Genomic DNA, 24,781 nt, shown 5'->3' with positions numbered 1-24,781 from the left:
CCGCATTACTGGATGCTGAAGCGGAACGACACGCGCTGGTGCCCATTGCCGGACACATTGACCACCTGATGCTTTTCTTCGGTCTTGTAGCGCGCATAGACGTTATAGCTTCCGGCGGGCAGTTTCACCAGCATATAGGGCCCGCGCGAATCGGCGTGCATGACTTCGGTACCCTTCGAATCGGCGATGCGCACGTGCACGTCGGCGAGATAGTCGGCCGTCGGACCGAAGAAGCCCAGCGCGAGCGGCCACTGGTTTTCATCGTGGTGCAGCGCTTCGGCCTCGTCGTGGCCGATGCCGCCCGACACGTAGCTGATGTCGCCTTGCGTTTGCACAGGCGGCAAGTCGGGGCTTTGCGCGAACGCGTAACCCGATAAGGTGAGCAAAAGCGTCGCGGCACATGCAACAGTCGAACGCTGAATAGTCTTTAGTTGCATAGTTGCACTCCTTTGAATGACCGGTTCATGTTCTGATGCAGGTCGATGCGTGGCATCGACGAACAGTGTCACAGATCGATCCGATCGTCGCTATTGAAACCGCACGCGCCGTTTGCCGATGACATCAGCCGTTCCTTTCGATTTGCCGCCAGGTCTCGCGTATCAATGCCCGTCAGGCGTTCCCCCGTGCGGAGGCGGCGATTTTGCCGCTGACATAAAATCGAACGTCGCGAGATTGCCTCTTCGAACCTGCGTGTACCGTCATCGAGACCATGCGGTGCGCGAATGAGCCATGAATCCGGGAGTCAGACGATGAACACTGCTGCAGAACACGAGCATGAGTCGGCCAGCCACCGCGAAATCTGGCTGATCCGTCATGGCGAAACCGAGTGGAGCCTCAATGGCAATCACACAGGGCGCACGGACATTCCGCTGACCGACCATGGGCGCGATCAGGCGCGCGCGCTCGTGCCGCGGCTTCGCGACGTGCATTTCGACTCGGTTTTTTCGAGCCCACGCTCGCGCGCGTTGGACACCTGTCACCTTGCGGGGCTCGGCGAGCACGTTCAGATCGAACCCGACCTGCGCGAGTGGGACTACGGCATCTACGAAGGACGCACGACCAAAGAGATTCGCGACAGCGTGCCCGACTGGACCGTCTGGCATTCGCCGATTCCGGAAGGCGAAAGCGCCGAACAGGTGCAGGCGCGCGCGAGCGCGCTGATCGAACGCCTGCTCGCGATGCCGGGGCGCACCGCGCTCTTCTCGCATTCGCATTTCCTGCGCTCGCTGGCCGGATGCTGGGTCGCGAATTCGGTCAGATTCGGCGCGCATCTGTATCTGGACACGGCGTCGATCAGCATTCTCGGTTTCGAGCGCGATATTCGCGCAATACGGCAGTGGAATCTGCTGCCGTCGTCGTTGCGCTGACGCAGGCGGCACGCTTTATTTCGTTTCCTCACGCCTTTTCAGGCGCTTTGCGCGCTTTCCGCACTTGTTGCGCGCTTCAATGTTCGATTCGTCAGCTCATACCGTCGCTGCCGTCGCGCCGATCGCAGCGACGGCGTAAGCGGTCGCCGCGCGCCGCAAAACTTATGTCGCCGTATGTCGCGGTATGCGCCGCGGCGACGCCATGTCCGCGCAATCGCCGCTGCGCGTAAGCGCCTGAGCCATGACACACCTCGACATAGTTTGTCGATGGCTTTTAACCGCTTCGCTTTCTAGAGTGCCTGCGTGGGACGCGACGGTGCGCACGCAACGATTCAGCCAGCCGACGCGAAGATTCCCGGCCCTGAAACTGTTCGCTCTCTCTACGATCATGGCACCTACCCTGAAGCTCACCTATATCGTCCCGATGGTGTTCGTCGGCATTTCGCTGGTCGAAGCGTTCGTGCTGCAGTGGCGGCACCGGCACCGCGGCGGCGCGCGCTTCGACTGGAATGAAATGCGGCTGTCGCTGCTCGATATGGTCGGCCGCAAGCTGATCGACCTCGTGCCGCTCTCGCTCGCGGCGCCGATGCTCGCGTTCGCCTGGCGTCACCGCATCCATACGGTAGCGATACATTCGGTCCCGACGCTGCTGCTCGTGTTTCTTGCGCAGGAGTTCTGCTACTACTGGTATCACCGCACGGCGCACCGTGTGCGTCTGATGTGGGCCACGCATGCGGTGCACCATTCGCCGAACCAGCTGACGCTCGCGACGGCCTACCGGCTCGGCTGGACGACGAATTTCTCCGGCATGGGGCTCTTCTTCGTGCCGCTCGTCTGGCTCGGCGTGCAGCCGCATATCGCGATGCTCGTGCTGTCGGTCAACCTCTGGTACCAGTTCTGGATTCACAACACGTGGACGCCGAAGCTCGGTTTCCTCGAATATGTGTTCAACACGCCGTCCGCTCACCGTGTGCATCATGCGTCGAATCTCGAATACCTCGATGCGAATTACGGCGGCGTACTGATCGTTTTCGACCGGCTGTTCGGCACCTATGTATCCGAGCGCAAGGACCTGCCGTGCCGCTATGGCCTCGTTACGCCGACCCGCACGCGCAATCCGCTCGTCGTCGAATTCGAACACTGGGCGACGCTTGCGCGCGACGTGGTGAGCGCGAGGAATGTGGGCATTGCACTGAACCATCTGTTCCGGCCGCCGGGCTGGCTGCCCGACGGCAACGGCGAAACCACCGAAGATATGCGCCGCCGGGCAGCGGAACAGGCGAAGATCGAGGCACGTGCCCGAGCCCTGAAGCGCGGGGCGGAGATTCTACGAATCGCCGCCGCCGGCCATGCTCTCGAACACGCCGTCGCGGCGAACCCACGCATGCATCAGCGCGGCCGCCATATGCCCAAGAATCAGCAGGAAAAACGCATAGCCGAGCAAGCCGTGCGCACGGCGCAACTGGCCGTAGACGACGATATCGTGCGGCAGGATCGGCGGCAGTTCGAAGCCTTTCCACATGATGACCGGGTAGCCGCCCGCGGACTGCATCGCCCAGCCGATCAGCGGCATCGCGATCATCAGAGCGTAGAGCACGTAGTGTGACGCCTTCGCCACCACGGCCTGCAGCACAGGCAGATCGGCGGGCAGCGGCGGCGGGCGATGCGTGAGCCGCACGCCGAGACGGATCAGCGCGAGAATCAGCACCGCGATGCCGAGCGGCCGGTGCCACGCGAGCAACTGCGGATAACGCTCGCTGACCGTCGAGACCATCCCCGCACCGACATACAGCATCGCGAGAATCAGGATCGCCATCAGCCAGTGCAGGATGCGCGCGGGCAGGACGAAGCGCTCGCCTTCGAAGCGGCGGGCGGGCGCGGGTCGGGAAACAGGAGCCTGCGGCGAGACGTTGTTCGGTGTGTTCATTGAGCCGCTCCGTTTTGCTGCAGTTCGAGTGTGATGGCATCGGGGCGCGGACCTTCGGCCGCGCGCCGCCTGAACGAGGCCGAGTAGGCGGCCGAGCGCGCGGGCAGCAACGGGTCTTCGGAGCGGGCGACGCCCTTCGGCAGAATCAGCGGATCGTAGTTGTAGTCGCGGCAGTGGCCGTCTTCTTCCGTCGCGATCTGATCGAATACGAGCGTGCCCGCATCGATGCGCTGATGGTCGGGACTCCATTCGATCGTGGCGTTGTCGGTCTGATCGCCGGGGTTGGCCGGTATCAGGATCATGTGCCACTTCACCGGACCGTTATGGACGCGCTGCAGCAAGTCGTTGAACAGGAAGTTCGGCCCGAGCGCGCTCGCCTTGCTCTTGTCGAGCGCCGTGAACGGCTGCTCCGGTTCGAACTGCCAGCGCACGTACCGGATCGTGCCGGTGCCGGTGGTGAAGCGAAACGCATTGATGCTGTGATAGGTGCCGTTCGCGAAGCTCGACGGCATCGGCGTTTTGCCCATGTACTCGAGAAAGCGCTGCGTTTCCGGGTGCGTCGACAAAAACGCCTTCATCTTTTCCGGGTCGGGCTTATGCGTGTCCGGATCGGGCTTCGAGGCAACCTGCAGCGCGATAAAGTCGGCCGGGTTCGATACGACAAAGATCGGCGTCTGGTCGAGCGCCATGCGCCATTCCTCGCCGTCGGACAACTGGAAACGCAGGCCGAGTCCGTGGAAGATCTGATCGTCGTCGTTGCTGGTCGGCACCGCGCTGCCCGTGTTGAAGCGGCCGATCACCGGCACCGAGCCTTGCGCGAACAACGCGGCGCTGGAGAGTGCCGTTCCCGCGCCGTTCGAGTCGAAATGACCGCTCACGCAGATGCCCTTCGCATGCGCGCGTCTGAAGCCCGGATAGATCCTGCCGGCGTTGAATTGGAGGATGTTGACGAGTGTCGAGCCGCTCGTGCGGTTGGGTGTGAGCCAGCCGCCCGCCCATGCGAACAGCAGCAACAGCACGACGACGATCAGCGCGATCGCCGCTAACGCGCGTAACGGATGAGGGTTGGGCTTGCGCGACGGACCTGGAGACGACATCGAGCGACCTCCGTAAAAGCATATGTGGGGAAGGCAAATCCGCCGGCGCAAGCATGCAGCGAGCGAGGCAAGGCAGCCCCAGCGCTCCGGCCGCCGGGCCGCCGGACCGCCTGATGGAGCGCCAGTATGCTGCTTTCAAATTTCTAGCATGTTCCGATAGCACGACCAATTTTCTTTTTGTGTGGGAACGTGCGGTTCTGGTCTATTCCCGGGCTAGACCCGGGGCTAGACCCGCTTGGGCGCCTTGCCCATCTTTTCGAGCGTAAGCGTTTCGTCGGCGCGTCCCCAGCCGCCGTCGGCGACTTCCTCGACCAGCACCATCGAGTAAGGGCGCGCCTTTTCGCCGAAATATTCGACGAACATCGCGGTCGTGCGGTGGATGATTTCCTCCTTGCGGGCGGCGTCGAGCAGGCCTTCGGGGAATTTGAAATTGGCAAACGGCATAAAGATTTCCTTGGGTTGGTGTGCTAATGGAATACGCATGACGCGTGAGTGAACAAAAAGCGTGCCGGCGCTCAGGCGTAGCCGCCGTTCACGCGCACGACCTGCGCGTTGACCCATGCGCCGTCGGGGCCGGCGAGGAACGATACGGCCGAGGCGATCTCGTCGGGTTTGCCGAGCCGCTCGAGCGGCGCGAGCTTCGCGAGGTGCGCGATCAGTTCCTCGGACTTGCCTTCGAGGAACAGGTCGGTGCCGACCGGCCCGGGCGCCACGGCATTGACGGTGATCGCACGTCCGCGCAGCTCGTTCGCGAGCACCGGCACGAGCGATTCGACGGCGGCCTTGCTCGCGATATACGGACCGTAGCCCGGAAACGACTTCGCGATCACGCTCGAAGAGATCACGATGATCCGGCCGCCGTCGTCGAGGTGCGCGGCCGCCTGGGCCATCACGTTGAACGCGCCGCGCAGGTTCGTCGCGATGGCTTTGTCCAATGTGCCGAGGTTATCGAGGTCGATCTTCGCCATCGGCATGACGCCGGCGCTATTGACCACGACGTCGATGCGGCCGAACTCGTGCATGGTCTGGCGGAACAGGCGTGCGACGTCGTGCGGGTCGCCGACGTCGCCCTGAATGGCGATCGCCGTGCCGCCGACCGTGCGGATCGCGTGGATGGTTTCTTCCGCCTTGGCGCCGTTGCTTGCGTAATGGATTGCAACGGCAAAGCCGTCCGCCGCGAGTCGTGTTGCAATCGCCTGACCGATGCCGCGCGAGCCGCCGGTGACGATCGCCACTTTCTGGGTGCTGTCGTTGTTCATATGTCTGCTCTTCAAGTGATGGAAATGGCGTCTGCCTGATGAGCATTGTTGTTGTTTAAGTAGCCGGGATAAATGGCATCCATTGCGAATTGAATTCAATGAGGCTCAATAATCAGCGGTCGTTGTCGGAAAAAATTCAGCGGATGTGATAAATAGGCGCTAGTCACGTACTTTCATTCCATTTGCCTGAATAAAGACCGACCATGGACCGACTCGACGCACTGCAGCTCTTCACCCGGATCGTCGAAGTGCAAAGCTTTAGCCGCGCGGCGGACATGCTCGACATCCCGCGCGCGACGGCCACCTATGCGATCAAGGAACTGGAGGCGCGCCTCGGCACGCGGCTGCTCGAGCGGACCACGCGTCAGGTGCGGCCCACGCTAGACGGCCAGGCGTTTTACGAACGTTGCGTGCAGGTGCTCAGCGAACTCGACGATGCGGAAGCCTCGTTGCGTCATGTCGCGTCGAATCCGCGCGGCGTGCTGCGCGTCGATATGCACGGCACGCATGCGACGCGCATCGTGCTTGCGCGCATCGACGAATTTCACAGCCGCTATCCGAATGTCGAACTCGTCGTGAGCAGCGGCGACCGGTTGGTCGATCTCGTGCGGGAGGGCGTCGATTGCGTGATACGGGCCGGCAATCCGCGCGATTCGAGCCTCGTTGCGCGGCGTCTCGCATCGATGCCGCAGGTGATCTGCGCGAGTCCCGACTATCTGGCGCGGCACGGCACACCGCACCATCCCGAGGAACTCGCCGCGCATCAGGCGGTGCGGTTCTTTGCAAGCGGCGGCGGTTCCGACTACCCGTTCGAACTGACCGTCGACGGCGCGATTCGCGAGTACGCGATCGGCGGCTGGATGTCGGTCAACGATGCGGAGAACAATGTGGTCTGTGCGCTGCGCGGCTGCGGACTGATTCAGGTGCCGCGTTTTCATGTGGAGGACGAACTGCGCGACGGCCGCCTCGTCGAAGTGCTGGCGCGATGGACAAGCCGCGAACTGGTCGTGTCCGCGCTGTATCCGTACCGGCGGCAGCTGTCGCCGCGCGTGCGCGTGTTTGTCGACTGGCTTGGCGAGCTGTATGCGCAGAAGTTCGGGGCCGCTTGATCGGGATCGCTTGATCGGATCGATTAATCGGATCGTTTGATCGGGCCGCCTGAGGTCGTCGCACCGCGTATCGCGTTGCTTGTCGATAAGCTTTATGCTTCGAGTCTCCTTAACGATACGAAAGCACCACAAGCATGAGAAAACCGATCGACGGATTCGCCGCAACAGTGATGATCGTGCTCTGCCTCGCCTGGGGGTTGCAGCAGGTCGCGATCAAGGCGGTCATTGCGGACGTATCGCCGATGCTGCAGGTTGCGGTGCGTTGCGGCATCGCGGCGCTGCTGGTCTGGATTTTCAGTCGCCTCGTCGCGCGCGAGCGCTGGCTGCCCGGCATCGCGCTGCGTTCGGGGCTTGTGGCAGGCATTCTGTTTGCGCTCGAGTTCCTGTTTATTGCCGAAGGACTGCGCCGCACGAATGCGTCGCATATGGCCGTGCTGATCTACACCGCGCCGATGTTCGCGGCCGTCGGCCTGCATCTGCGGATTCCCGACGAACGCTTGACGCTGCTGCAATGGGTGGGCATCGGTCTCGCCTTCGCGGGCCTCGCGGTGGCATTTCTTGCACCGGCTTTCGGAAGCGGCGACGCGAATGCCGCATCGCGCGACTGGCTGCTCGGCGACTTTATCGGCTTATGCGCGGGCGCATCGTGGGGACTCACGACCGTCGTGATTCGCACGAGCCGCCTGAGCGAGGCGCCGGCTGCGCAGACGCTGTTTTACCAGCTCGCGGTCGCTTTCGTTCTATTGCTGCCGTTTGCCGTCGCGATCGGCGATACGCATTTCCACAGTACGGCGCTCGTATGGGGAAGCCTTGCTTTCCAGTCCGTCGTTATTTCGTTCTTGAGCTACCTCACGTGGTTCTGGCTATTGCGGAAGTACTTTGCGGCGAAGCTCGGCGTGCTGTCGTTCCTGACGCCGCTCTTCGGCGTCGCGCTTGGCATCGTGCTGCTGCATGAACGCGTGTCGATCGCTTTTATCATCGGCTCCGCGTTTGTACTGATCGGCTTGATCGTGGTGAACGGGCAAGGGTGGCTGCGCCAGGTGTTGATGCGCGATGCGCGCCGCGTAACTTGACACAGCGCGTGAACGGGTCAACCATCGCGTCATAAGAAACATAAAAGACACGCCGTTCACAATCTGGACAACGCTGCGCAACATAGGCAGCGCGAACGATCAAGGAGACGCGATGCCGGCCCCCGCCAAAGACGCCGCTGCAATGACGCCTTATCAGCTCCCGAATCCGCGCGAAGCGCTGCGTGAGATCGTCGTCAGTTCCGCGATTCCACAAGATGAACGTTTATGGGTGCCGCAAGCCGAAAACGTCTGGTTCCGTCCGCTGTGCCTCAATGTTTCGTCGGGCTACTGGATGAACCTGCTGCGCGTGCGCAGGTCCGGCGTGCTGAGCCGCCATCGTCATCCGCAAGCGGTACACGGTTTCGTGCTCAAGGGCCGCTGGCTCTATCTCGAACACGACTGGATCGCCAGCGAAGGCAGCTACGTATTCGAGCCGCCGGGCGAAACGCATACGCTTTACGTGCCCGAGGACGTCGAAGAGATGATCACGTATTTTCAGGTGAACGGCGTGATGTACTACTGCGATCCACATGGCAACTACACGGGCTACGAGGATGTGTTCACGAAGCTCGATATGTGCCGCGCCCATTATCAGAAGGTCGGGCTCGGCGCGGACTATGTCGACCAGTTCATCCGCTAGCTGAAAGGCGCGCAGTGTAAAGCAAACCACCCGCACAGACTCGCAAGAGCATTCAGGGGGAGACAAAGCAATGGAAGCAAAGACGCCGCGTCTGAGGCGCATTCAATGGATCGCGATCGCGTTTCTGACGCTCGCCGGCATCGTCAACTATCTCGATCGGAGCACGCTGTCGATCGCCAATCATTCGGTCAGCGGCGAATTGGGTTTGACCGCATCGCAAATGGGCCTGCTTTTGTCGGCATTTTCGTTTGCGTATGCGTTTTCGCAGTTGCCGGTCGGCGTGCTGCTCGATCGTTTCGGCGCGCGACTGATGCTCGGCCTCGGCATGTTCGTCTGGTCGTGCGCGCAACTTTGCGGTGGCCTGGTGCAAACGCTGCCGCAGTTTCTGGCCGCGCGTATCGCGCTCGGCATCGGCGAGGCACCGCAATTTCCGGCCGGCGCGAAGGTCGTCAGCGAATGGTATGCGTTGCGCGAACGCGGCCGGCCGACGGGCATCTTCACCACGTCGTCGACCATCGGCCCCGCACTGGCGCCGCCGATCCTGACCGTGCTGTTGCTCGCCTTCGGCTGGCGCTGGATGTTCGTCGTGATGGGCGTGCTCGGCATTGCCGTCGCGATCGGCTGGTATCTGATCTATCGCAATCGCGCCGAAGTCTCGCTCGAACAGAACGAAGTGCGGCATCTGACCGAAGCGGAACCGCTTGCGCGCGCCGAGCGAACGATGACCTTGGCGGAATGGCGCGGTTTGTTCCGCAAGGCGACCACGTGGGGCATGATCTTCGGCTTTATGGGTGTGATCTATATGGTGTGGCTGTATCTGACGTGGCTGCCTGCGTATCTCGAACACGAGCGGCATCTGACGATCGCGAAGACCGGCTGGATCGTATCGATTCCTTATCTGTTCGGCACGCTCGGCATGCTGTCGAGCGGGTTTATCGCCGATGGGCTGATGGCGCGCGGCATGGCGCCAATGCGCAGCCGCAAGTGGCCGATCTGCACCGGGTTGATCGGCGCCGCCGTGTTCACGGTGCCAGCCGCTTACACACCGAACCTCACGCTGGCGCTCGTTTATCTTTCCGCTGCGATGTACTTCGTCAATCTCGCGAGCGGCGCCGCGTGGGCGCTCGTCAGCGTATCGGCGCCGCGGCATCTGGTCGCGTCGCTCGGCAGCATCCAGAACTTCGGCGGCTATTTCGGCGGGTCGTTTGCGCCGTTTATCACCGGTGTCGTGGTCGATCGGACGCATTCGTTCGTCAACGCGTTTCTGATCAGCGCGGGGGTATCGTTTGCGGCGGCGCTCGTTTATATGTTCGTCGTGCGCGTGCCGATCGCCGATACGATCGACCAAGGCGCGGCCGCGCGGACACCGGTTACTCATTCGTGAACACAGTGCGATGAACACAGCGTTGGCAGCGACGTTTCAACCGGACCTGTTCGCCGGCAAGACCGTCGTCGTGACGGGCGGTACGCAGGGCATCGGCGCGGGTGTCGCGCGGCAGTTCGCGGCGCTCGGCGCGCGCGTGATCGCAGCCGCGCTCATGCCGGCCGATATGCAGCGCGATGCGCTTGCCGCGGACGGCATCGAAACGGCCGCACTCGACGTGTCCTCGCGGCAGAGCGTCGATGCGCTCTTCAACTCGCTGGCGGCGCTCGACGTGCTGGTGAATTGCGCCGGTATCATCCGTCGCGGTGAGGAGTTCGACCCGGATGTGTTCGCACAGGTGCTCGACGTGAACCTGACCGGCACGATGCGCGCATGCGCCGCCGCACGGCCGCTATTGCGCGCGAGCGGCGGCGCCATCGTCAATACCGCTTCGATGCTGAGCTTTTTCGGCGGCGGACTCGTGCCCGGCTATAGCGCGAGCAAGGGCGGCGTCGCGCAGTTGACACGTTCGCTGGCGATTGCCTATGCGGCAGATCGCATTCGCGTGAATGCAGTCGCGCCCGGCTGGATCGCGACGCCGCTCACACAAGCGCTGCAGGACGACGAAGCGCGTTCGCAGGCAATACTCGATCGCACGCCGCTCAAGCGCTGGGGCACGCCCGACGATATCGGTCCGGCGGTCGCGTTTCTGTGCTCGCCGGCAGCGTCGTTTATCACGGGCGCGGTGCTGCCGGTCGATGGCGGCTATCTCGTGGTTTAGCTGTCGATTCCGTTATGCCGCACTCGTTGCGAGCGCATCTAATAACGCGCACGCAGGCTCATGCTTAAGCTTCCCTTAAGGCCGCGATTGCTAGCCTGCGAAAGTTGATCGGGACGATGGAGGACACCCGACAAGTCGTGGAGTACAGATGAATCCAACGGATCAAATAATTGAAGGGGACATCGCTCATCTCGAGCAAGTGGTCCGCATGCTGTCCGTTGCCTACCGCGTCGATATCGGATACTGGAAGCGTCGCGTCGAAGCGCTAAAGGCGCTGGCGACGATGCCGTCCCATCTCGAACGCCTTGAGCATATCGCGATCCAGATCGACCGGATTCGCGACGGCATGGCGCCCGACGCGGACTGAGCCGCGCACTTGTACCGCGGGGCCGACCGGCGCCGTTGTTTTTACCTATTGTGCGCGGCTAAACGGCCTGAAGCTATGATCACGCGCTCGGCGCCGGTCAGACGCCGCCGCCAAACGGCGAGCGGTTCGAAACGATTACGCCCGGGAAGCCGCGGCGATAACCGCCAATGGCGCGGCGCCGGTGTCGTACGCACGATCGGGCGAAGCGAACTGCGGCGCGCTAAGCGCCGCGGTGGCCGCGACCAGTGCGATGGCCGTGAGGCTTGCGCCGCCGACGAGCAGCGACGCGGTCAAGGTTCTTCTCATGATCTGCGCTCCGTCACGCAACGCGTAGAGGAATGAGGACCCGGCACGATCGCGGCACGCAGACCATACCGGGGCATTTAAAACCGCTTAAACCAACGTCAGCGTGACGTCGATATTGCCGCGCGTTGCGTTCGAATACGGACACACGACGTGTGCCTTGTCGATCAGTTGCTGCGCGGCGGCGCGATCCATGCCCGGCAGCGCGATCTTCATTTCGACTTCGATGCCGAAGCCGTTCGGAATCTGACCGATACCGACGCTGCTATCGATCGATGCATCGGCCGGCATCGAGATCTTGTCGCGCGCCGCGACGAACTTCATCGCGCCGAGAAAGCATGCGCTGTAACCGGCCGCGAACAGCTGCTCCGGGTTCGCGCCGTCGCCGCCTGCGCCGCCGAGCTCGCGCGGCGTGGTCAGCTTGAAATCGAGCGTGCTGTTTTGCACCGTCGCACGGCCGTCACGGCCGCCGGTAGCGTGGGCATGAGCGCGGTACAGCACTTTTTCGATCGACATGATGAACTCCTGATGAACATTGAGTGAAATGGAGCTGCTTGCGGGTTGGGCGGTGGGCTCATCGATGCAACCCGACCATTGGCCAAAGCCCGTTACAGCTTAATGCTTCCTGTTGTCCGGTTCTCAATCTACTAGAAGATAGAGAGCCGGCGCTGCTAACAAGCGGCGAACCGCTCCACCTGCGACTGCGTTGACTGCGTTGACTGCGTGACATCCCTACTACTTTGACACCTTCCACAAAGCTTCGATTTCTTCGAGCCGCGATTTTGTCTGAAACAACCGGCTCGTCAATACGCTGCCCTGATACGCGGCGAACAGCGTGCGCGCCGCGCTTTCCGGCTTGCCGTTGACGGCAAGCGTGCGTTCCTTGATGCCTTGTGCCAGCACCTTCGCCAGCCAGCTTTCGTTGGCCTTGAAAAACGCCTGCACAGCCGCGCGAATATTGTCCGGCAGCGATCCGATGTCGGCGGCGAGCATGCCGCACAAACAGATCTGATCGCCGTCGCCGAGCGTGCGGCCAAACAGCTTCGTGTACCGCGCGAGCTTCGCATCGGCCGGCAAAGACGCATCGACCGAACGCAGCAGGCCAGATATTTCGTTGCTGTATTCGTTGACGGCTTCGAGCACCAGGTCTTCCTTCGACGGGAAGTAGTAGTGAATGCTCGACGTCTTCACACCGACCAGTTCGGACAGGTCGCGATAGCTGAACCCGTTGTAGCCATGCAGCATCATCAGCGTAATGGCGTTATCGAGAATCTGCTCGCGAACTGTTGCTGTCGTGTCCATGGCTCGTACTTTATCTACTACTAGGTAGATAGTCAAGCACTTCTCGAAACTTTTTTTGTATGCGTTTGTGCAGCGGCGCAGCGGCGCATCGATAATCCACCATGTACGACTGTTCGTTGCGGCGCAGAACTTCCTCGACCAGCCGTCGCCGTATCAAAGCGTCCAGATAAGCAATTCATGGAGAGCGGCATGCGCCGGCGCGATGCACCGACTGCAGGCACGCAAATGCGAAGCGCTATTAAACAAAAGCGATCCTGACAAATGCATTAGCGCCCGCGGTTTCACATAATTGCCTTAAAAATGTAAAGAGAGAGCGAGGAATCGCTTGCTGGCCCGTTAGGGAATAACGCAGTTGAGTCGACCGTTTTAAGGAGCGGCCGTTGCGTTTATTCGATTGACGAATGTTCGATTGAAAGCGGCAACGCCTGCGTGGCCTGTTTCCACTCCCTCTTTTTTCAAGGCTAACTGATGACTGCCGCCTCCCTTGAACGACGCGACTTTATTGCAAGAACGACGAAAGGTGCTGCCAGTGCGGTCGTGGCGAGTATCGCCGGCACGGCCGCCGGCATACTGCCCGTTGATGCACGAGCCGCGAGTTCTGCCGCGGTGCCCGCTTATCTGGGCGCTTCACCTCAGGAGCAGCCGCCGCTGCCTTATGCGGAGAATGCCCTCGAACCGGTGATTTCAGCACGCACCATCGGCATTCACTACGGCAAGCACCATCGCGCGTATTTCGAGAACCTGTCGAAGCTCGTCCCCGGCACGCCGTTCGCAGGCCAGACGCTCGAGACGATCATCGTCAAGACGTATGGCGACACGCAGCACGAGGACATCTTCAACAACGCGGGCCAGGCGTGGAATCACAACTTCTACTGGAATTCGATGAGCCCGACGCCGACCGAGCCGAGCGCGCCGCTGCAGGCCGCGATCATGCGCGACTTCGGCTCGTTCGATAGTCTGCATGAGCAACTGGTCAAGGTGTCCGCGTCGCAGTTCGGCAGCGGCTGGGGCTGGCTCGTCGTTGAAAACGGCAAGCTCTCGGTGGTGAAGACGAGCAATGCCAATGTGCCGTTCACGTCGGGCAAGGCGCCGCTTCTGACCGTCGACGTGTGGGAGCACGCGTATTACCTCGACTATCAGAATCGCCGGCCCGACTATCTGAAAGGGCTGACCGCCAGGCTGATCAACTGGAAGTTCGCCTCGGCGAACTACGAGAAGCTGGCTTGACCGGATGCGATTGCCGCGCGAGGTTCGATCCGAATCGAGCGTCGCGCGCGCACATCGTTACGAGGCGCACCTAAAGCATTACGGTTGTGACGTCGCGGGCGGCGGCGTCCAGATCCGGATGTCGGTGGCCTTGAGCGTCTTCGGAATCATATGCGCCGCGTAGTAGGTGTCTGCAATACGCTGCTGGTCGCCGAGCCGGTCGCTGCGCACCGGCACGATCTCGTAGCTGCGGCGCGTGTTTGCCAGTGCGACGGTCTGCGGCGGAATATTGCCCCATAGCGGGCTCAGGATTTGCGCCGCTTCCTGCGGATGCGTCTTCACCCATTTGCCGGTGCGATTCAATTCGTCGAATACGATGCGCAAGACGTCCGGATGCTTGTCGGCGAATGCGGTCGTCGCCGTATAGAAGCGGTTGTATTGCGCAAGGCCGTTGCTGCCGTCGGCGATCACACGCACATTGGCGTCGCGCTGTTCAGCCGCGAGGAACGGATCCCAGATTACCCATGCGTCGAGATTGCCGCCACGAAATGCGGCGAGCGCATCCGGCGGTTCGAGGTAGCGGACCTGGATATCGTCGATCGTCATGCCCGATTGCCTGAGTGCCGCCAGCAACAGGAAATTGCAGCCCGAGCCCTTCGACACCGCGACGCGTTTACCCTTCAGATCGGCAACCTGACGAATCGGCGAGTTCGGCGGCACGATAATGGCCTGCGCCGATGGCGCGGACGTTTCTTCCGCGTAGTAGGTGAGCGGTGCGTTCGCGGCTTGTGTGAACAGCGCAAATGCGTCGGCCACATCGGCGTGCAGATCGACGCTGCCCGCATTCAGCGATTCGAGCAAACCGCTCGTGAACTCGTGCCAGCTCACGTCATAGCCGAGCGCGTTGAGGCGCTTTTCGAGTTCGCCGGTGCGTTTGAGCAGAATCAGCAAGGTCGATGAGCGTTGATAGCTGATTGTTACGGTCTCGCGCGCAACAGCCGCTTCGACGCAAAACACGCTGCCCGCGAGCAGTGCGGCAAGCGCTAAAGCAGGCGCGATATAACGCCGGAATACGCGCTGAAACAGAGGTTGCGCGAGAAATGAAGTGACATTCATTGGCTAAAGTCCCGAAGCGAGTCCCGAAGCGAAGAGCTACGGACTATAGCGACGCATCGCCGCCCGCCAAAGCTCGATTGCATCGATCGATATCGCGACAAATTAGATCGCCGGCACGCGTTTCCACGCGCAAGCTGCGGCATCATCGCCGTTCGCATCGTCGATACCGCGAAGGAGATTGCGCTGATGTCCTCCCCCATCCGCTTCGGCATCTGGGCGCTCGTGCATGGCAGCCGCGCCGCTTTGCAGGATCCCGACGAACCCTTCGACGCCTCGTGGGCGCGCAACCGCGCGCTGGTACTCGAAGCGGAACGGCTCGGCTACGATTCGGTGCTCGTCGCTCAGCACACGATGAATCCGCACGACGAGAACCTCGACGAACTCGAAGCATGGACCGCATCGGCGGCGCTCGCGGCGCTCACGCAACGCATCGAGATCATCGCGGCAATCAAGCCTTATCTGTATCACCCGGTGGTGCTCGCGAAAATGGCGCAGCAGATCGAGCACATCAGCGGCGGACGCTTTGCGCTGAATCTCGTCAATGCGTGGAACCGTCCGGAACTGGAGCGCGCCGGCATCGGTTTTGCCGAGCACGATGCGCGCTATGAATACGGCCGCGAGTGGATCACCGTGGTCGACGCGTTGTTGCGCGGCGAGCGCGCGCATTTTCACGGGCGGCACTTTCATGTCGACGATTACGTCTTGCGGCCCGCCGATCCGTTTCGCGCGCGGCCCGGAATCTATGTGGGCGGCGAGTCGGAGCCGGCGCGCGCGCTCGTCGCCGATCACGGCGACGTGTGGTTTATCAACGGACAGCCGCTCGACGACGTCGCCGGGCTTATCGCCGATGTGGCCGCGCGCCCGCGTCCATCCGGCGCGGCGCCGTTGCGCTTCGGACTCTCCGCGTTTGTGATCGCGGCTGAAACCGACGAAGCCGCGCAACGGCACCTCGAGCATCTGTTCGCTCTGGCCGCGCAAGACGCACCGCAGCGGGAGAAGCAGAGAGCGAATATCGATCCGAAGGCGGTGATGTTCCATACCTTTGCACGCACGCCGCGCGTCGGCTCGAACGGCGGCACGGCGGCGGGGCTGGTGGGCAGCTACGATACGGTCGCGCGCCGGATCGCCGACTTTCATCGCGCCGGCGTCGAACTCTTCATGCTGCAGTTCCAGCCGTTCGAGGCATCGATGCGCGTGTTTGCCGAAGAAGTGCTGCCGCGCGCGAAGGCGCTGGTCGATCGCAACGCGCGCGAAGCAAGCGAAAAGCCGGAGCGGGCGCTTATCGGTTAAACGCCATTGCCGTTCGGTTGGCCTTCCGTTTGTTCGTGCGCGCTGTAGCTCGATTGACACGCGAGGTGTTCGGCCCAACCGATTAAATACCCGGAAAATGCGCCAGCAAATACCTGCGTTTGCGTCGGCATATTTTTAAAAACCTGCTGGATATCGCGTAACCGTCGCGAAAAAATTACTCGTTGATTCTGATGCCGCATTGGAGTCCCGAGGCAACCGTTCGTCGCGATGACCTGGCGGCACGCGCGGGCGACGTCGGGCATGCTGCGCCCCTGCAACAACTCAATAACGGCCAAAACTAAAAAGCGAAAAAATCGACCGAATTGCGATGCGGCAATGCTTCTCCCATTCCCATCTTTACCGCGAGATATCGACTGCGCATAACCGGCTGGGCAGGTTCTGATTTTCCACCGGTCATGATCGAAAACCCTTATTCCCATTTAAATCAACCACTGCTGTATTGCTATCGAAAAGCGTTGCTTTTCCGACTTCGAAAGAAGGCGCGATAGCGGTGTAAACACAGTGCGGGCAAGCGTTGCGTGCGGCGCAACAGCACTCGAAACGTTTGCTGACAATATTGCGTCATTACTGGTACTGTTGCGCGTCGTATCGGCCGCGCGGGCGCGCGCCGGGGCGGCTCGACGCATCGATAACTTTCCAGACAGACGGGACCATGAGTATCGCGACTTCACGCAGCGGCAATGCTTCACTGAGCGGCACGGCGTCGCTGACCAGGTCTTCGCTCGGCAATCGCATCGTGCTCAGTTTTGGGGCGATTTTTCTGCTGATGCTGATCACCGCGATTATTTCCTACACGCGGCTGCGCGCGATCAACGAAGAGGCCGACAAGCTTGAACGCCAGTCGGTGCTCGGCATTTTTCTGTCGACGTCGATACGCGCCGCAACGAGCGAAGGCGTGACGACGCTGCAGCGTGCGTTATTTGTCGACGGCGATGAAGGCGCGTCGCGCAGCGACCTCGACAAGGCCAGCGAGACGCTGAAGAAAATCGACAAGCTCGTCGCGCAATATCCGCAAACGATCGACGGCGCCGACGACGTCGCGCGTTTCGACGAATTCCGCACTGCCTATGCCGACGCGCTGCCGCAGTTCAACGAAGTATTGCGTATCGCGCAAGGCTCGCGGCCCGACGCGCAGCGTGCATTGCTCGCGATGAGCCCCGCGTGGGACAAGGTGACGCGAGCGGCCAACGCGATGGTCGACGAAGACAAGTCGCAGGCCGACGATTGGGCGCATCTGATCCGCCAGTCCGCGCAGGAAACCGAAATCACGCTCGCGGTCGCGCTCGGCATCGTGCTGCTCGTCGCGCTCGGCACCGGCTTTGCGCTGTATCGCGCGGTCACCGTGCCGATGGCGCGAGTGGTCGACGTGCTCGATGTGATGCGCACCGGCAACCTCGCACAGCGGCTCGCGCTGCGCCGGCGCGACGAGTTCGGCACGCTCGAAAACGGCTTCAACCGGATGGCCGAAGAATTGACCAGCCTCGTCGCGCAGGCGCAAAAGTCGTCGCTGCAGGTCACGACTTCGGTGGCGGAGATCGCGGCGACATCGAAGGAACAACAGGCCACCGCGGCGGAAACGGCGGCGACCACCACCGAAATTGGCGCAACGTCGCGCGAAATCGTCGCGACTTCCCGTGACCTGCTGCACACCATGAACGAGGTTTCGCGCGTCGCGGAACAGTCGGCGACACTCGCGGGCACGAGCCAGAACGGCCTGTCGCGCATGGAAGAGACGATGCGCAGCGTGATGGAGGCAGCCGGCTCGGTCAACGCGAAGCTCGCCGTGCTCAACGAAAAGGCGGTCAATATCAATCAGGTGGTCGCGACGATCACGAAGGTCGCGGACCAGACGAATCTGCTCTCGCTGAATGCGGCGATCGAAGCGGAAAAGGCCGGCGAATACGGCCGCGGGTTTGGCGTCGTGGCCACCGAAATCCGGCGCCTTGCCGACCAGACGGCGGTGGCGACCTACGACATCGAGCAGACGGTGAAGGAAATCCAGTCGGCCGTGTCCGCGGGTGTGATGGGCATGGAGAAGTTTTCCGAGGAAGTGCGGCGCGGCATGCACGATGTGCAGCAGGTCGGCGGCCAGCTGTCGCAGATCATCGTGGAAGTGCAGGCGCTCGCGCCGCGCTTCCAGGCGGTCAACGAAGGGATGCATACGCAGGCGAACGGCGCGGAGCAGATTACGCAGGCGCTGTCGCAACTGTCGGAGGCCGCGCAGCAGACCGCCGAATCGCTGCGGCAATCGTCGCAGGCGATCGACGATCTGACGCTGGTTGCGAACCAGTTGCGCACGGGTGTGTCGCGCTTCAAGATCGAAGCGTGATGCGCGCCCGACGGTAGCCGACCGTAACCGGCTATAACTGCCAATAATCGTTTCACAACCGCATATCAACGCACGCAACCGGTTTGACGGCGATGCTCTTCCTTCTGTTCAACCTCGATGGTGAGCGCTACGCGCTCGACGCCGCGCAGATCGTCGAGGTGCTCGCGCTGCAGCCAACGCGGCCGATTCCCGGCGCGCCCACCTGGGTGGCCGGCGTCGCCGAACGGCATGGCGAGCCGTTGCCGGTGATCGATGTGCCGCGTCTTGCGCTCGGCCGCGATGCGCGCCGCTTGCTGTCGACGCGGCTGGTGGTGGTCGAGTATCGGGCGGGCGAGGCACCGGAAACAGCGCATCTGCTCGGTTTGATCGTCGAAGGCGCGACACAGACGCGCCGCATCGCGCGCGAGCAATTCGCCGATACCGGTGTCGCGACGCCGCACGCGCGTTGGCTCGGCCCCGTCGCCAACGACGCGCAGGGCTTCGTGCAGTGGGTGCAGGTCCGCCATATGCTGACCGACGACGTGAAGGCCCTGCTGTTTCAGCAGGAATTGCAGGGCATGCTCGCATCGCACGCGGACGCACAGGCATCGACGTCATGAACGCGGAACCTCGCATCGACGCACGCTTCGAAAGCTGGCTCCTGCGCGAGACCGGCATCAGCGCGCCCACGCTCGGCGCGCACACGTTCGAGCGCGCGGTGTGGGAGCGCGTGCACACCACGCAGGCAGCCGCGCCGCAGGGCGATCTCGACCTGTACTGGCAACTGCTCAACGCATCGCGCGACGAACGGCAGGCCCTCGTCGAACGGATCGTGGTGCCCGAGACATGGTTTTTCCGCGACCGCGAGGCGTTTGTCGCACTCGCACAACTCGCGAACGAGCGGCTCGTGCGTGATCCATCGCATGTGTTGCGCTTGCTGAGCGCGCCATGTTCGAGCGGCGAGGAGCCGTATTCGATCGCGATGGCGCTGTTCGATGCGGGCATCGGCCCCGAGCGATTTTCGATCGACGCGGTCGATATCAGCGAGCGCGCGCTGGACATCGCGCGCCGCGGCTTTTATGGACGTAATTCGTTTCGCGGGCGGGCACTCGAGTTTCGCGAGCGGCATTTCACGGTTGGCGGCTCGGGCGCGGTTTCCGGCGACGTCCGCTATGTATTGAGCGAACACGTGCGCAATACCGTCCGCTTTGTCCAGGCCAATCTGTTCGACGCGCCGCATCCGGCCGACGCGCCTTTCGACTTTATCCTGTGCCGCAACGTGCTGATCTATTTCGACCGCGATGCGCAGGATCGCGCGATTCGGCTGCTCGATGCACGGCTCGCGCGGGACGGCATGCTGTTCGTCGGCCCGGCCGAGACAGGCCTCATGATGCGGCACGCGTTCAATCCCGCGCGGATTCCACTGGCGTTTGCGTTCAAGCGCGCGCCCGCCGACGACGCAAAACCGCCGAGGCACGCGCCGATCGCATCGGCGACAGCGGTGGCGCGGGTCACACCGATCGCGCCGATTCCGCCCATACCGCCGGTCCGGCCGGTGCCGCCTGTGCGGCAGCCGTTTGCGGCGCATGCTTCGCGCGCGGTTGCATCGAAGAGCGACGCGACGCATACCGCTGCTTTGGCGGATGCGTGCACGACGCGCGAAGCCTTGCTCGCCGACGCGTCGCGTCTTGCCGACGAGGGTCGGCTCGAGCAGGCCGAGCGCGTGGCGAACCAGTGCGTCAATATTCACGGACCCGATGCTTCGGTGTTCCATCTGCTCGGGCTGATCATGGACGCACGCGGCCGTGGCGACGATGCGGGTGACTATTACCGCAAGACGCTCTATCTGGAGCCCAACCACTACGAGGCGCTCACGCATCTTGCCGCGCTGCTCGAAATGACGGGCGACAAGGCCGGCGCCGAGCGGCTGACGCGCCGCGCGGAACGTGCGGCGCAGCCGCATCGCGACGGGCAGGAACGGAAGGCGACTCACGTGAACCGCCCGCACCGGACGCGAGGCTTCCATGACTGAACGCATCGACGATCTTCCGGCGATCGAAACGAGCGTCGACGACTGCTGGAATCGCATCGGCACGCGCGGCGATCAGTCGTGTCCGGCGCTTGCGGAATGGACACGCTGCCTCAATTGCCCGGTGTTCGAGCGCGCGGCGGCACGCTTGCTCGACCGGCCGGTTGCCGATGCGATGGGCGATGGCGCTGTCGATGCGCAACGTGCAGCATCGCCCGCGCAGCCGGGCGATGCACCGGGCGAAGCCGCTCAGTCATCCGAAACACATTCGGCCGTGTTTTTTCGCGTCGCAGACGAATGGCTCGCGCTGCCTACGGACGCATTAAGGCGGATCGAAGACCTGCGGCCGATCCATTCGCTGCCGCATCGACGCAACCGCGTCGTGCTCGGCCTTGTCAACGTGCGCGGCGCATTGACGGTGGCCGTGTCGCTCGGCGAATTGCTGCGTCTCGATCGCAGCGCCGCCGCGAAGCCGGCTTCGAACGCGGCTGCGGGCGCGGCATCGGGCGCGCACGCGTTGCGCAGCGCCGGTTACGCACGCATGCTCGTCGTCGCGCACGACGGCGATCCCATCGTGTTTCCCGTCGACGAAGTGCACGGCGTTGTCCGTTACGCAGCCGGCGCACTGAAGCCCGTGCCCGACACGCTGACGCGCTCGAGCGCCGCGCATGCAGCTGGCGTGCTCGCCTGGCAGGGCAAAACGGTCGGCGTGCTCGATGCCGCGCGCGTCTTTGCCTCACTGACACAGAGCCTTCAATGAGCACCGACGACGATATGAACCGCCAGTCGCTGCTCGCGCTTTTCAGCGAAGAGGCGCAGACGCAGACGCGCGTGCTGTCCGATGGCCTGCTCACGCTCGAGCGCGCGTCGGCCGACGCGGCGGCGCTCGAAGCGTGCATGCGCGCGGCGCATTCGCTCAAGGGCGCCGCGCGTATCATCGGTTTGCAGGATGGCGTCGAACTTGCGAACGCGATGGAGGAGTGTTTTGTCGCCGCACAGCACGGCACGCTCTCACTGACCGCCGCGCATATCGACGCACTGCTGCGTGGCGTCGACCTGTTGCTGCGTGTGGCCGACGATCGACCGTCGGCGCGCGCGAGCCGTGCGGAGATCGACGCGTGTGTCGCGCATTTATCGGCTTTCGTGGGCGCTCCGCTATCGGCGGGCGCGTATGATGCAGCCGCGCGTGCGAGCGGCGATGGGCCCCCCACGGCGCAAACGGAATCAGCCGACGCGTTGCTGAACGCCGCCATTGCAATGCTGCAACAGCCGAACGCGTCCACGGACCTTCCAGAGTCGGGTCGGACAGGGACGCAAGCGCCTGCGCTCGCCACTTCACCCACGTTGCCACCCACGTCGTCATCTACGTCGCCGCCCGCGCGCCCAGGCCTCAACACGCAACGCGATCCCGAGCGCATCCTGCGCGTGCGCGCCGACAATCTCGACCGGCTATTGAGTCTTTGCGGCGAATCGCTCGTCGAATCGCGCCGGCTCAAGCCGTTTGCCGAATCGATGCTGCGCGTGAAGCGCACGCAACGCGAAGCCGCACGCGCGCTCGATACGGTCTACGAATCGCTGGCGCAAGCGTTCGACGGCCAGCTCGACGCGCGCGCCGGCGCCGCGCTCGACAGCGTGCGCGACGCATTCGGCGCGATCCAGCAGCAACTTGCGATCCAGATCGACGAACTCGACCGCTACGATCGCCGCAGCACGAACCTCGCGCAACAACTGTACGACGAGGCGCTGCAATGCCGGATGCGAGCATTCGGCGACGAGACGCATGTGTATCCGCGCATCGTGCGCGACCTTGCCCGATCGCTCGGCAAACAGGTGCGATTCTCGATTGCGGGCGAAGGCACGCAGGTCGATCGCGACATCCTCGACATGCTCGACGCGCCGCTCGGCCATCTGTTACGCAACGCGCTCGATCACGGCATCGAAACACCGGACGAGCGCGTCGCGCGCGGCAAGCCGGCCGAAGCGACGCTGACGCTCGAAGCGCGCCACAGCGCCGGCAAGCTGCTGATCAGCGTCAGCGACGACGGCCGCGGCATCGATCTGGCCGGCTTGCGCGCCGCGATCGTGCGCCGCCATCTTGCCGACGAAGCGACGGTCGCGCGCCTTTCCGAACAGGAACTGCTGGAATTCCTGCTGCTGCCTGGTTTCTCGATGCGCGCGCAGGTGACCGATGTGTCGGGACGCGGCGTCGGTCTCGATGCGGTGCACGATATGGTGAAGGCGGTGCGCGGTACCGTGCGCATCGTCAACGAGCCGGGCAGCGGCATGCGCTTCGTGCTGCAGTTGCCGCTCACGCTATCGGTGATTCGCAGCCTGCTCGTCGAAGTCGGCGGCGAGGCGTACGCGTTTCCGCTCGGCGCGGTGCATCGCACGCTTGCGCTCGCGCGCAACGACATCGACATGCTCGAGGGCCAGCAGCATTTCTTGTTCGAAGGCCGGCGCGTCGGACTCGTTTCCGCGCATCAGTTGCTCGGGCTCGAAGCAGCGGAGGCGGCCGCGGAAGTCGCGGTGGTCGTGCTCGGGGACGAGCGCGGCACGTACGGCGTAGCGGTCGAGCGTTTCCTTGGCGAACGGATGCTCGTGGTCCAGCCGCTCGATGCGAGGCTCGGCAAGATCAAGGACATCGCAGCGGCCGCACTGATGGATAACGGCGAGGCGGTGTTGATCGTCGATGTCGAAGACCTGCTGCGCTCGGTCGACAAGCTCGTGCGCGAAGGGCAGCTGGCACGCGTGCGCGCGTCGTCGGGCACGGTCGCCGTGCAACGCAAGCACGTGCTGATCGTCGAAGATTCGCTGACGGTGCGCGAGCTCGAGCGCAAGCTGCTCGAAAAACGCGGCTACGCGGTGACCGTCGCGGTGGACGGCATGGACGGCTGGAATGCGCTAAGAGGCGCGAGCTTCGACCTCGTCGTAACCGATATCGACATGCCGCGCATGGACGGCATCGAGCTCGTCACGATGATTCGCCGCGACCCGCAACTGAAGTCGACGCCGGTGATGATCGTGTCATACAAGGATCGCGACGAGGACCGGCGCCGCGGGCTCGACGCCGGCGCCGACTACTATCTCGCGAAAGGCAGCTTTCACGACGAGGCGCTGCTCGATGCGGTGCGCGATCTGATCGGCGAGGCGACGCCATGAACATCGGCATTGCAAACGACCTGCCGCTGGCTGTCGAAGCATTGCGCCGCGCACTTGCGCGCCGCGCCGACCATCGCGTGCTGTGGGTGGCGGAGGACGGCGCGCAGGCTGTGGATTTTTGCATGGCACAGCCGCCGGACGTCGTGCTGATGGATCTGATCATGCCGAAGCTCGACGGCGTCGAAGCGACGCGCCGCATCATGGCGCGCGCGCCGTGCGCGATTCTCGTCGTCACGAGCAGCGTCGGCGCGAATGCGTCGCGCGTCTATGAGGCGATGGGCGCGGGCGCGCTCGACGCGGTCGATACGCCGACGCTCGCGGGCGGCAATGATGGAGCCGAAGTCGCCCAGGCTTTGCTCGAGAAACTCGATCAGATCGGTTACCAGCTCGCGAACCGTCCGATGCCCTCGGCGCCGCCCGATACAGGCATGGCGCGCGGCGCGCGCGCGCCGTGGCTTGTCGCGATTGGCGCGTCGGCGGGCGGCCCGACCGCGCTTGCGGCCGTGCTGGGTAGCCTGCCTGCGGACTTCGGCGCGCCAATCGTGATCGTTCAGCACGTCGACAAGGCGTTTGCGCAAGGGATGGCCGAGTGGCTCGACGGACAGTCGCCGCTGCCGGTGCGTATCGCGCGCGACGGCATCCGGCCACGCGCCGGCGAAGCGCTGCTGGCGGCGACCAACGATCATCTGCTGCTGACGCGTGGCGGTTCGCTGCGCTATACGCGCGAACCGGTCGAGACACCGTATCGTCCCTCGGTCGACGTATTTTTTCAGAGCGTCGTCGACCATTGGGATGGCGAAGCGGCGGGCGTGTTGCTGACCGGTATGGGGCGCGATGGTGCATTGGGGCTCAAGGCCATGCGCGCCAAAGGCTATGAGACGTTCGCGCAGGACGAAGCGACGAGCGCCGTTTACGGCATGCCGAAAGCGGCGGCCGCGCTCGGCGCGGCGCGGCGCATCCTCGCGCTCGAGCGCATTGCCGGTGAACTCGCCGCACTGATTAAACGTTAGCCGCCGGGCCGCACCGCAACCGCAACCGCAACCGCAACCGCAACCGCAACCGCA

25 protein-coding genes and 1 pseudogene are annotated in these 24,781 nt (G+C 63.2%); 16 read left to right on the top strand and 10 right to left on the bottom strand.

From position 1 onward, the window contains the following. Positions 1-5 precede the first annotated feature (5 nt). The gene (locus tag ACYPXD_RS02100; protein ID WP_459706896.1) at positions 6-437 is read right to left on the bottom strand and encodes a carboxypeptidase regulatory-like domain-containing protein; all 432 of its coding nucleotides are present in this window, start codon (positions 435-437) and stop codon (positions 6-8) included. Between the two features lie 312 nt (positions 438-749). Here ACYPXD_RS02100 and ACYPXD_RS02095 point away from each other — a divergent pair, with 312 nt between their 5' ends. Both ACYPXD_RS02095 and ACYPXD_RS02090 read left to right on the top strand, forming a co-directional pair. Next, the gene (locus tag ACYPXD_RS02095) at positions 750-1,367 is read left to right on the top strand and encodes a histidine phosphatase family protein (RefSeq protein ID WP_459706894.1); all 618 of its coding nucleotides are present in this window, start codon (positions 750-752) and stop codon (positions 1,365-1,367) included. A gap of 241 nt (positions 1,368-1,608) precedes the next feature. Continuing rightward, a pseudogene (locus ACYPXD_RS02090) lies at positions 1,609-2,406 on the top strand (sterol desaturase family protein); the annotation flags it as partial. A gap of 288 nt (positions 2,407-2,694) precedes the next feature. Here ACYPXD_RS02090 and ACYPXD_RS02085 read toward each other — a convergent pair. The 4 genes from ACYPXD_RS02085 to ACYPXD_RS02070 form a co-directional block, all read right to left on the bottom strand. Then, positions 2,695-3,183: a cytochrome b gene (locus ACYPXD_RS02085; protein ID WP_459706981.1), complete on the bottom strand. Its 489-nt coding sequence runs from the start codon at positions 3,181-3,183 to the stop codon at positions 2,695-2,697. A 107-nt stretch (positions 3,184-3,290) separates the two neighbouring features. Then, entirely contained in the window at positions 3,291-4,391 is a 1,101-nt protein-coding gene (locus ACYPXD_RS02080; RefSeq protein WP_459706891.1) for a catalase family peroxidase, read from the bottom strand. A 225-nt stretch (positions 4,392-4,616) separates the two neighbouring features. After that, entirely contained in the window at positions 4,617-4,835 is a 219-nt protein-coding gene (locus tag ACYPXD_RS02075; RefSeq protein ID WP_459706888.1) for a tautomerase family protein, read from the bottom strand. Between the two features lie 71 nt (positions 4,836-4,906). Beyond that, positions 4,907-5,650, bottom strand: a complete 744-nt coding sequence (locus tag ACYPXD_RS02070; RefSeq protein ID WP_459706886.1) for an SDR family oxidoreductase — start codon at positions 5,648-5,650, stop codon at positions 4,907-4,909. A gap of 203 nt (positions 5,651-5,853) precedes the next feature. Between ACYPXD_RS02070 and ACYPXD_RS02065 the strand changes: the two genes are divergently transcribed. The 6 genes from ACYPXD_RS02065 to ACYPXD_RS02040 all read left to right on the top strand — a co-directional run bounded on the left by ACYPXD_RS02065 (position 5,854) and on the right by ACYPXD_RS02040 (position 10,983). Then, positions 5,854-6,759 (top strand): LysR family transcriptional regulator, encoded by a 906-nt coding sequence (locus ACYPXD_RS02065; RefSeq protein WP_459706883.1) that lies wholly within the window; start codon positions 5,854-5,856, stop codon positions 6,757-6,759. 134 nt (positions 6,760-6,893) lie between these two features. Beyond that, complete coding sequence (locus ACYPXD_RS02060; protein ID WP_459706881.1) at positions 6,894-7,832, top strand: DMT family transporter; 939 nt, start codon at positions 6,894-6,896, stop codon at positions 7,830-7,832. Positions 7,833-7,944: 112 nt separating this feature from the next. Continuing rightward, positions 7,945-8,472 carry a 2,4'-dihydroxyacetophenone dioxygenase family protein gene (locus ACYPXD_RS02055; RefSeq protein ID WP_459706879.1) on the top strand — a complete coding sequence of 176 codons (528 nt, stop codon included), beginning with the start codon at positions 7,945-7,947 and terminating at the stop codon, positions 8,470-8,472. 70 nt (positions 8,473-8,542) lie between these two features. Then, complete coding sequence (locus ACYPXD_RS02050; RefSeq protein ID WP_459706877.1) at positions 8,543-9,856, top strand: MFS transporter; 1,314 nt, start codon at positions 8,543-8,545, stop codon at positions 9,854-9,856. A 10-nt stretch (positions 9,857-9,866) separates the two neighbouring features. Next, complete coding sequence (locus ACYPXD_RS02045; protein WP_459706875.1) at positions 9,867-10,616, top strand: SDR family NAD(P)-dependent oxidoreductase; 750 nt, start codon at positions 9,867-9,869, stop codon at positions 10,614-10,616. Between the two features lie 148 nt (positions 10,617-10,764). After that, on the top strand, positions 10,765-10,983 hold the full coding sequence (locus ACYPXD_RS02040) for a hypothetical protein (protein WP_459706872.1): 219 nt from the start codon (positions 10,765-10,767) through the stop codon (positions 10,981-10,983). A gap of 135 nt (positions 10,984-11,118) precedes the next feature. On the opposite strand, the gene ACYPXD_RS02035 is transcribed toward ACYPXD_RS02040, so the two are convergent. The 3 genes from ACYPXD_RS02035 to ACYPXD_RS02025 form a co-directional block, all read right to left on the bottom strand. Beyond that, positions 11,119-11,289, bottom strand: a complete 171-nt coding sequence (locus tag ACYPXD_RS02035) for a hypothetical protein (protein ID WP_459706870.1) — start codon at positions 11,287-11,289, stop codon at positions 11,119-11,121. Positions 11,290-11,376: 87 nt separating this feature from the next. Then, complete coding sequence (locus tag ACYPXD_RS02030) at positions 11,377-11,802, bottom strand: organic hydroperoxide resistance protein (RefSeq protein WP_459706868.1); 426 nt, start codon at positions 11,800-11,802, stop codon at positions 11,377-11,379. Between the two features lie 219 nt (positions 11,803-12,021). Next, entirely contained in the window at positions 12,022-12,588 is a 567-nt protein-coding gene (locus ACYPXD_RS02025; protein ID WP_459706866.1) for a TetR/AcrR family transcriptional regulator, read from the bottom strand. A 618-nt stretch (positions 12,589-13,206) separates the two neighbouring features. Here ACYPXD_RS02025 and ACYPXD_RS02020 point away from each other — a divergent pair. Then, complete coding sequence (locus ACYPXD_RS02020) at positions 13,207-13,815, top strand: superoxide dismutase (protein WP_459706978.1); 609 nt, start codon at positions 13,207-13,209, stop codon at positions 13,813-13,815. A 78-nt stretch (positions 13,816-13,893) separates the two neighbouring features. Here ACYPXD_RS02020 and ACYPXD_RS02015 read toward each other — a convergent pair whose 3' ends face one another. After that, a complete protein-coding gene (locus ACYPXD_RS02015) occupies positions 13,894-14,910 on the bottom strand; it encodes an aliphatic sulfonate ABC transporter substrate-binding protein (RefSeq protein ID WP_459706863.1) in 1,017 nt (338 codons plus the stop codon). 186 nt (positions 14,911-15,096) lie between these two features. Between ACYPXD_RS02015 and ACYPXD_RS02010 the strand changes: the two genes are divergently transcribed. Beyond that, the gene (locus ACYPXD_RS02010) at positions 15,097-16,200 is read left to right on the top strand and encodes an LLM class flavin-dependent oxidoreductase (protein ID WP_459706860.1); all 1,104 of its coding nucleotides are present in this window, start codon (positions 15,097-15,099) and stop codon (positions 16,198-16,200) included. Here ACYPXD_RS02010 and ACYPXD_RS02005 read toward each other — a convergent pair. Further along, a complete protein-coding gene (locus tag ACYPXD_RS02005; protein WP_459706858.1) occupies positions 16,197-16,640 on the bottom strand; it encodes a hypothetical protein in 444 nt (147 codons plus the stop codon). The two genes, ACYPXD_RS02010 and ACYPXD_RS02005, sit on opposite strands and share 4 nt — an antisense overlap. Before the next feature lie 233 nt (positions 16,641-16,873). Between ACYPXD_RS02005 and ACYPXD_RS02000 the strand changes: the two genes are divergently transcribed. From ACYPXD_RS02000 to cheB, 6 genes are all read left to right on the top strand, one after another. Then, the gene (locus ACYPXD_RS02000) at positions 16,874-18,550 is read left to right on the top strand and encodes a methyl-accepting chemotaxis protein (RefSeq protein WP_459706856.1); all 1,677 of its coding nucleotides are present in this window, start codon (positions 16,874-16,876) and stop codon (positions 18,548-18,550) included. A gap of 92 nt (positions 18,551-18,642) precedes the next feature. After that, entirely contained in the window at positions 18,643-19,149 is a 507-nt protein-coding gene (locus ACYPXD_RS01995) for a chemotaxis protein CheW (RefSeq protein WP_459706854.1), read from the top strand. After that, a complete protein-coding gene (locus ACYPXD_RS01990; RefSeq protein ID WP_459706851.1) occupies positions 19,146-20,561 on the top strand; it encodes a CheR family methyltransferase in 1,416 nt (471 codons plus the stop codon). Before ACYPXD_RS01995 ends, ACYPXD_RS01990 begins: the two co-directional genes overlap by 4 nt. Then, positions 20,554-21,318 (top strand): chemotaxis protein CheW, encoded by a 765-nt coding sequence (locus ACYPXD_RS01985; RefSeq protein ID WP_459706849.1) that lies wholly within the window; start codon positions 20,554-20,556, stop codon positions 21,316-21,318. The genes ACYPXD_RS01990 and ACYPXD_RS01985 overlap by 8 nt, the downstream gene beginning before the upstream one ends. Next, positions 21,315-23,717: a hybrid sensor histidine kinase/response regulator gene (locus ACYPXD_RS01980; protein WP_459706846.1), complete on the top strand. Its 2,403-nt coding sequence runs from the start codon at positions 21,315-21,317 to the stop codon at positions 23,715-23,717. The genes ACYPXD_RS01985 and ACYPXD_RS01980 overlap by 4 nt, the downstream gene beginning before the upstream one ends. Next, positions 23,714-24,727: a chemotaxis-specific protein-glutamate methyltransferase CheB gene (gene cheB, locus ACYPXD_RS01975; protein WP_459706844.1), complete on the top strand. Its 1,014-nt coding sequence runs from the start codon at positions 23,714-23,716 to the stop codon at positions 24,725-24,727. Before ACYPXD_RS01980 ends, cheB begins: the two co-directional genes overlap by 4 nt. Positions 24,728-24,781 lie beyond the last annotated feature (54 nt).

The sequence above is a fragment of the Paraburkholderia sp. 2C genome, from assembly GCF_054589215.1.
Note: the sequence above shows the minus strand (reverse complement) of the source record. Positions and strands in the feature narration are given on the sequence as shown.

What these genes read in the sequence shown, in the direction of transcription:
- ACYPXD_RS02070 (WP_459706886.1), bottom strand. Translation starts at nt 5,650, where the DNA reads ATGAACAACGACAGCACCCAGAAAGTGGCGATCGTCACCGGCGGCTCG.
- ACYPXD_RS02025 (WP_459706866.1), bottom strand. Translation starts at nt 12,588, where the DNA reads ATGGACACGACAGCAACAGTTCGCGAGCAGATTCTCGATAACGCCATT.
- ACYPXD_RS02005 (WP_459706858.1), bottom strand. Translation starts at nt 16,640, where the DNA reads ATGGGAATAAGGGTTTTCGATCATGACCGGTGGAAAATCAGAACCTGC.
- ACYPXD_RS02055 (WP_459706879.1), top strand. Translation starts at nt 7,945, where the DNA reads ATGCCGGCCCCCGCCAAAGACGCCGCTGCAATGACGCCTTATCAGCTC.
- ACYPXD_RS02015 (WP_459706863.1), bottom strand. Translation starts at nt 14,910, where the DNA reads ATGAATGTCACTTCATTTCTCGCGCAACCTCTGTTTCAGCGCGTATTC.
- ACYPXD_RS02045 (WP_459706875.1), top strand. Translation starts at nt 9,867, where the DNA reads ATGAACACAGCGTTGGCAGCGACGTTTCAACCGGACCTGTTCGCCGGC.
- ACYPXD_RS01995 (WP_459706854.1), top strand. Translation starts at nt 18,643, where the DNA reads ATGCTCTTCCTTCTGTTCAACCTCGATGGTGAGCGCTACGCGCTCGAC.
- ACYPXD_RS02035 (WP_459706870.1), bottom strand. Translation starts at nt 11,289, where the DNA reads ATGAGAAGAACCTTGACCGCGTCGCTGCTCGTCGGCGGCGCAAGCCTC.
- ACYPXD_RS01990 (WP_459706851.1), top strand. Translation starts at nt 19,146, where the DNA reads ATGAACGCGGAACCTCGCATCGACGCACGCTTCGAAAGCTGGCTCCTG.
- ACYPXD_RS02085 (WP_459706981.1), bottom strand. Translation starts at nt 3,183, where the DNA reads ATGGCGATCCTGATTCTCGCGATGCTGTATGTCGGTGCGGGGATGGTC.
- ACYPXD_RS02080 (WP_459706891.1), bottom strand. Translation starts at nt 4,391, where the DNA reads ATGTCGTCTCCAGGTCCGTCGCGCAAGCCCAACCCTCATCCGTTACGC.
- ACYPXD_RS02010 (WP_459706860.1), top strand. Translation starts at nt 15,097, where the DNA reads ATGTCCTCCCCCATCCGCTTCGGCATCTGGGCGCTCGTGCATGGCAGC.
- ACYPXD_RS02065 (WP_459706883.1), top strand. Translation starts at nt 5,854, where the DNA reads ATGGACCGACTCGACGCACTGCAGCTCTTCACCCGGATCGTCGAAGTG.
- cheB (WP_459706844.1), top strand. Translation starts at nt 23,714, where the DNA reads ATGAACATCGGCATTGCAAACGACCTGCCGCTGGCTGTCGAAGCATTG.
- ACYPXD_RS02075 (WP_459706888.1), bottom strand. Translation starts at nt 4,835, where the DNA reads ATGCCGTTTGCCAATTTCAAATTCCCCGAAGGCCTGCTCGACGCCGCC.
- ACYPXD_RS02050 (WP_459706877.1), top strand. Translation starts at nt 8,543, where the DNA reads ATGGAAGCAAAGACGCCGCGTCTGAGGCGCATTCAATGGATCGCGATC.
- ACYPXD_RS02100 (WP_459706896.1), bottom strand. Translation starts at nt 437, where the DNA reads ATGCAACTAAAGACTATTCAGCGTTCGACTGTTGCATGTGCCGCGACG.
- ACYPXD_RS01980 (WP_459706846.1), top strand. Translation starts at nt 21,315, where the DNA reads ATGAGCACCGACGACGATATGAACCGCCAGTCGCTGCTCGCGCTTTTC.
- ACYPXD_RS02000 (WP_459706856.1), top strand. Translation starts at nt 16,874, where the DNA reads ATGAGTATCGCGACTTCACGCAGCGGCAATGCTTCACTGAGCGGCACG.
- ACYPXD_RS02060 (WP_459706881.1), top strand. Translation starts at nt 6,894, where the DNA reads ATGAGAAAACCGATCGACGGATTCGCCGCAACAGTGATGATCGTGCTC.
- ACYPXD_RS02030 (WP_459706868.1), bottom strand. Translation starts at nt 11,802, where the DNA reads ATGTCGATCGAAAAAGTGCTGTACCGCGCTCATGCCCACGCTACCGGC.
- ACYPXD_RS02040 (WP_459706872.1), top strand. Translation starts at nt 10,765, where the DNA reads ATGAATCCAACGGATCAAATAATTGAAGGGGACATCGCTCATCTCGAG.
- ACYPXD_RS01985 (WP_459706849.1), top strand. Translation starts at nt 20,554, where the DNA reads ATGACTGAACGCATCGACGATCTTCCGGCGATCGAAACGAGCGTCGAC.
- ACYPXD_RS02095 (WP_459706894.1), top strand. Translation starts at nt 750, where the DNA reads ATGAACACTGCTGCAGAACACGAGCATGAGTCGGCCAGCCACCGCGAA.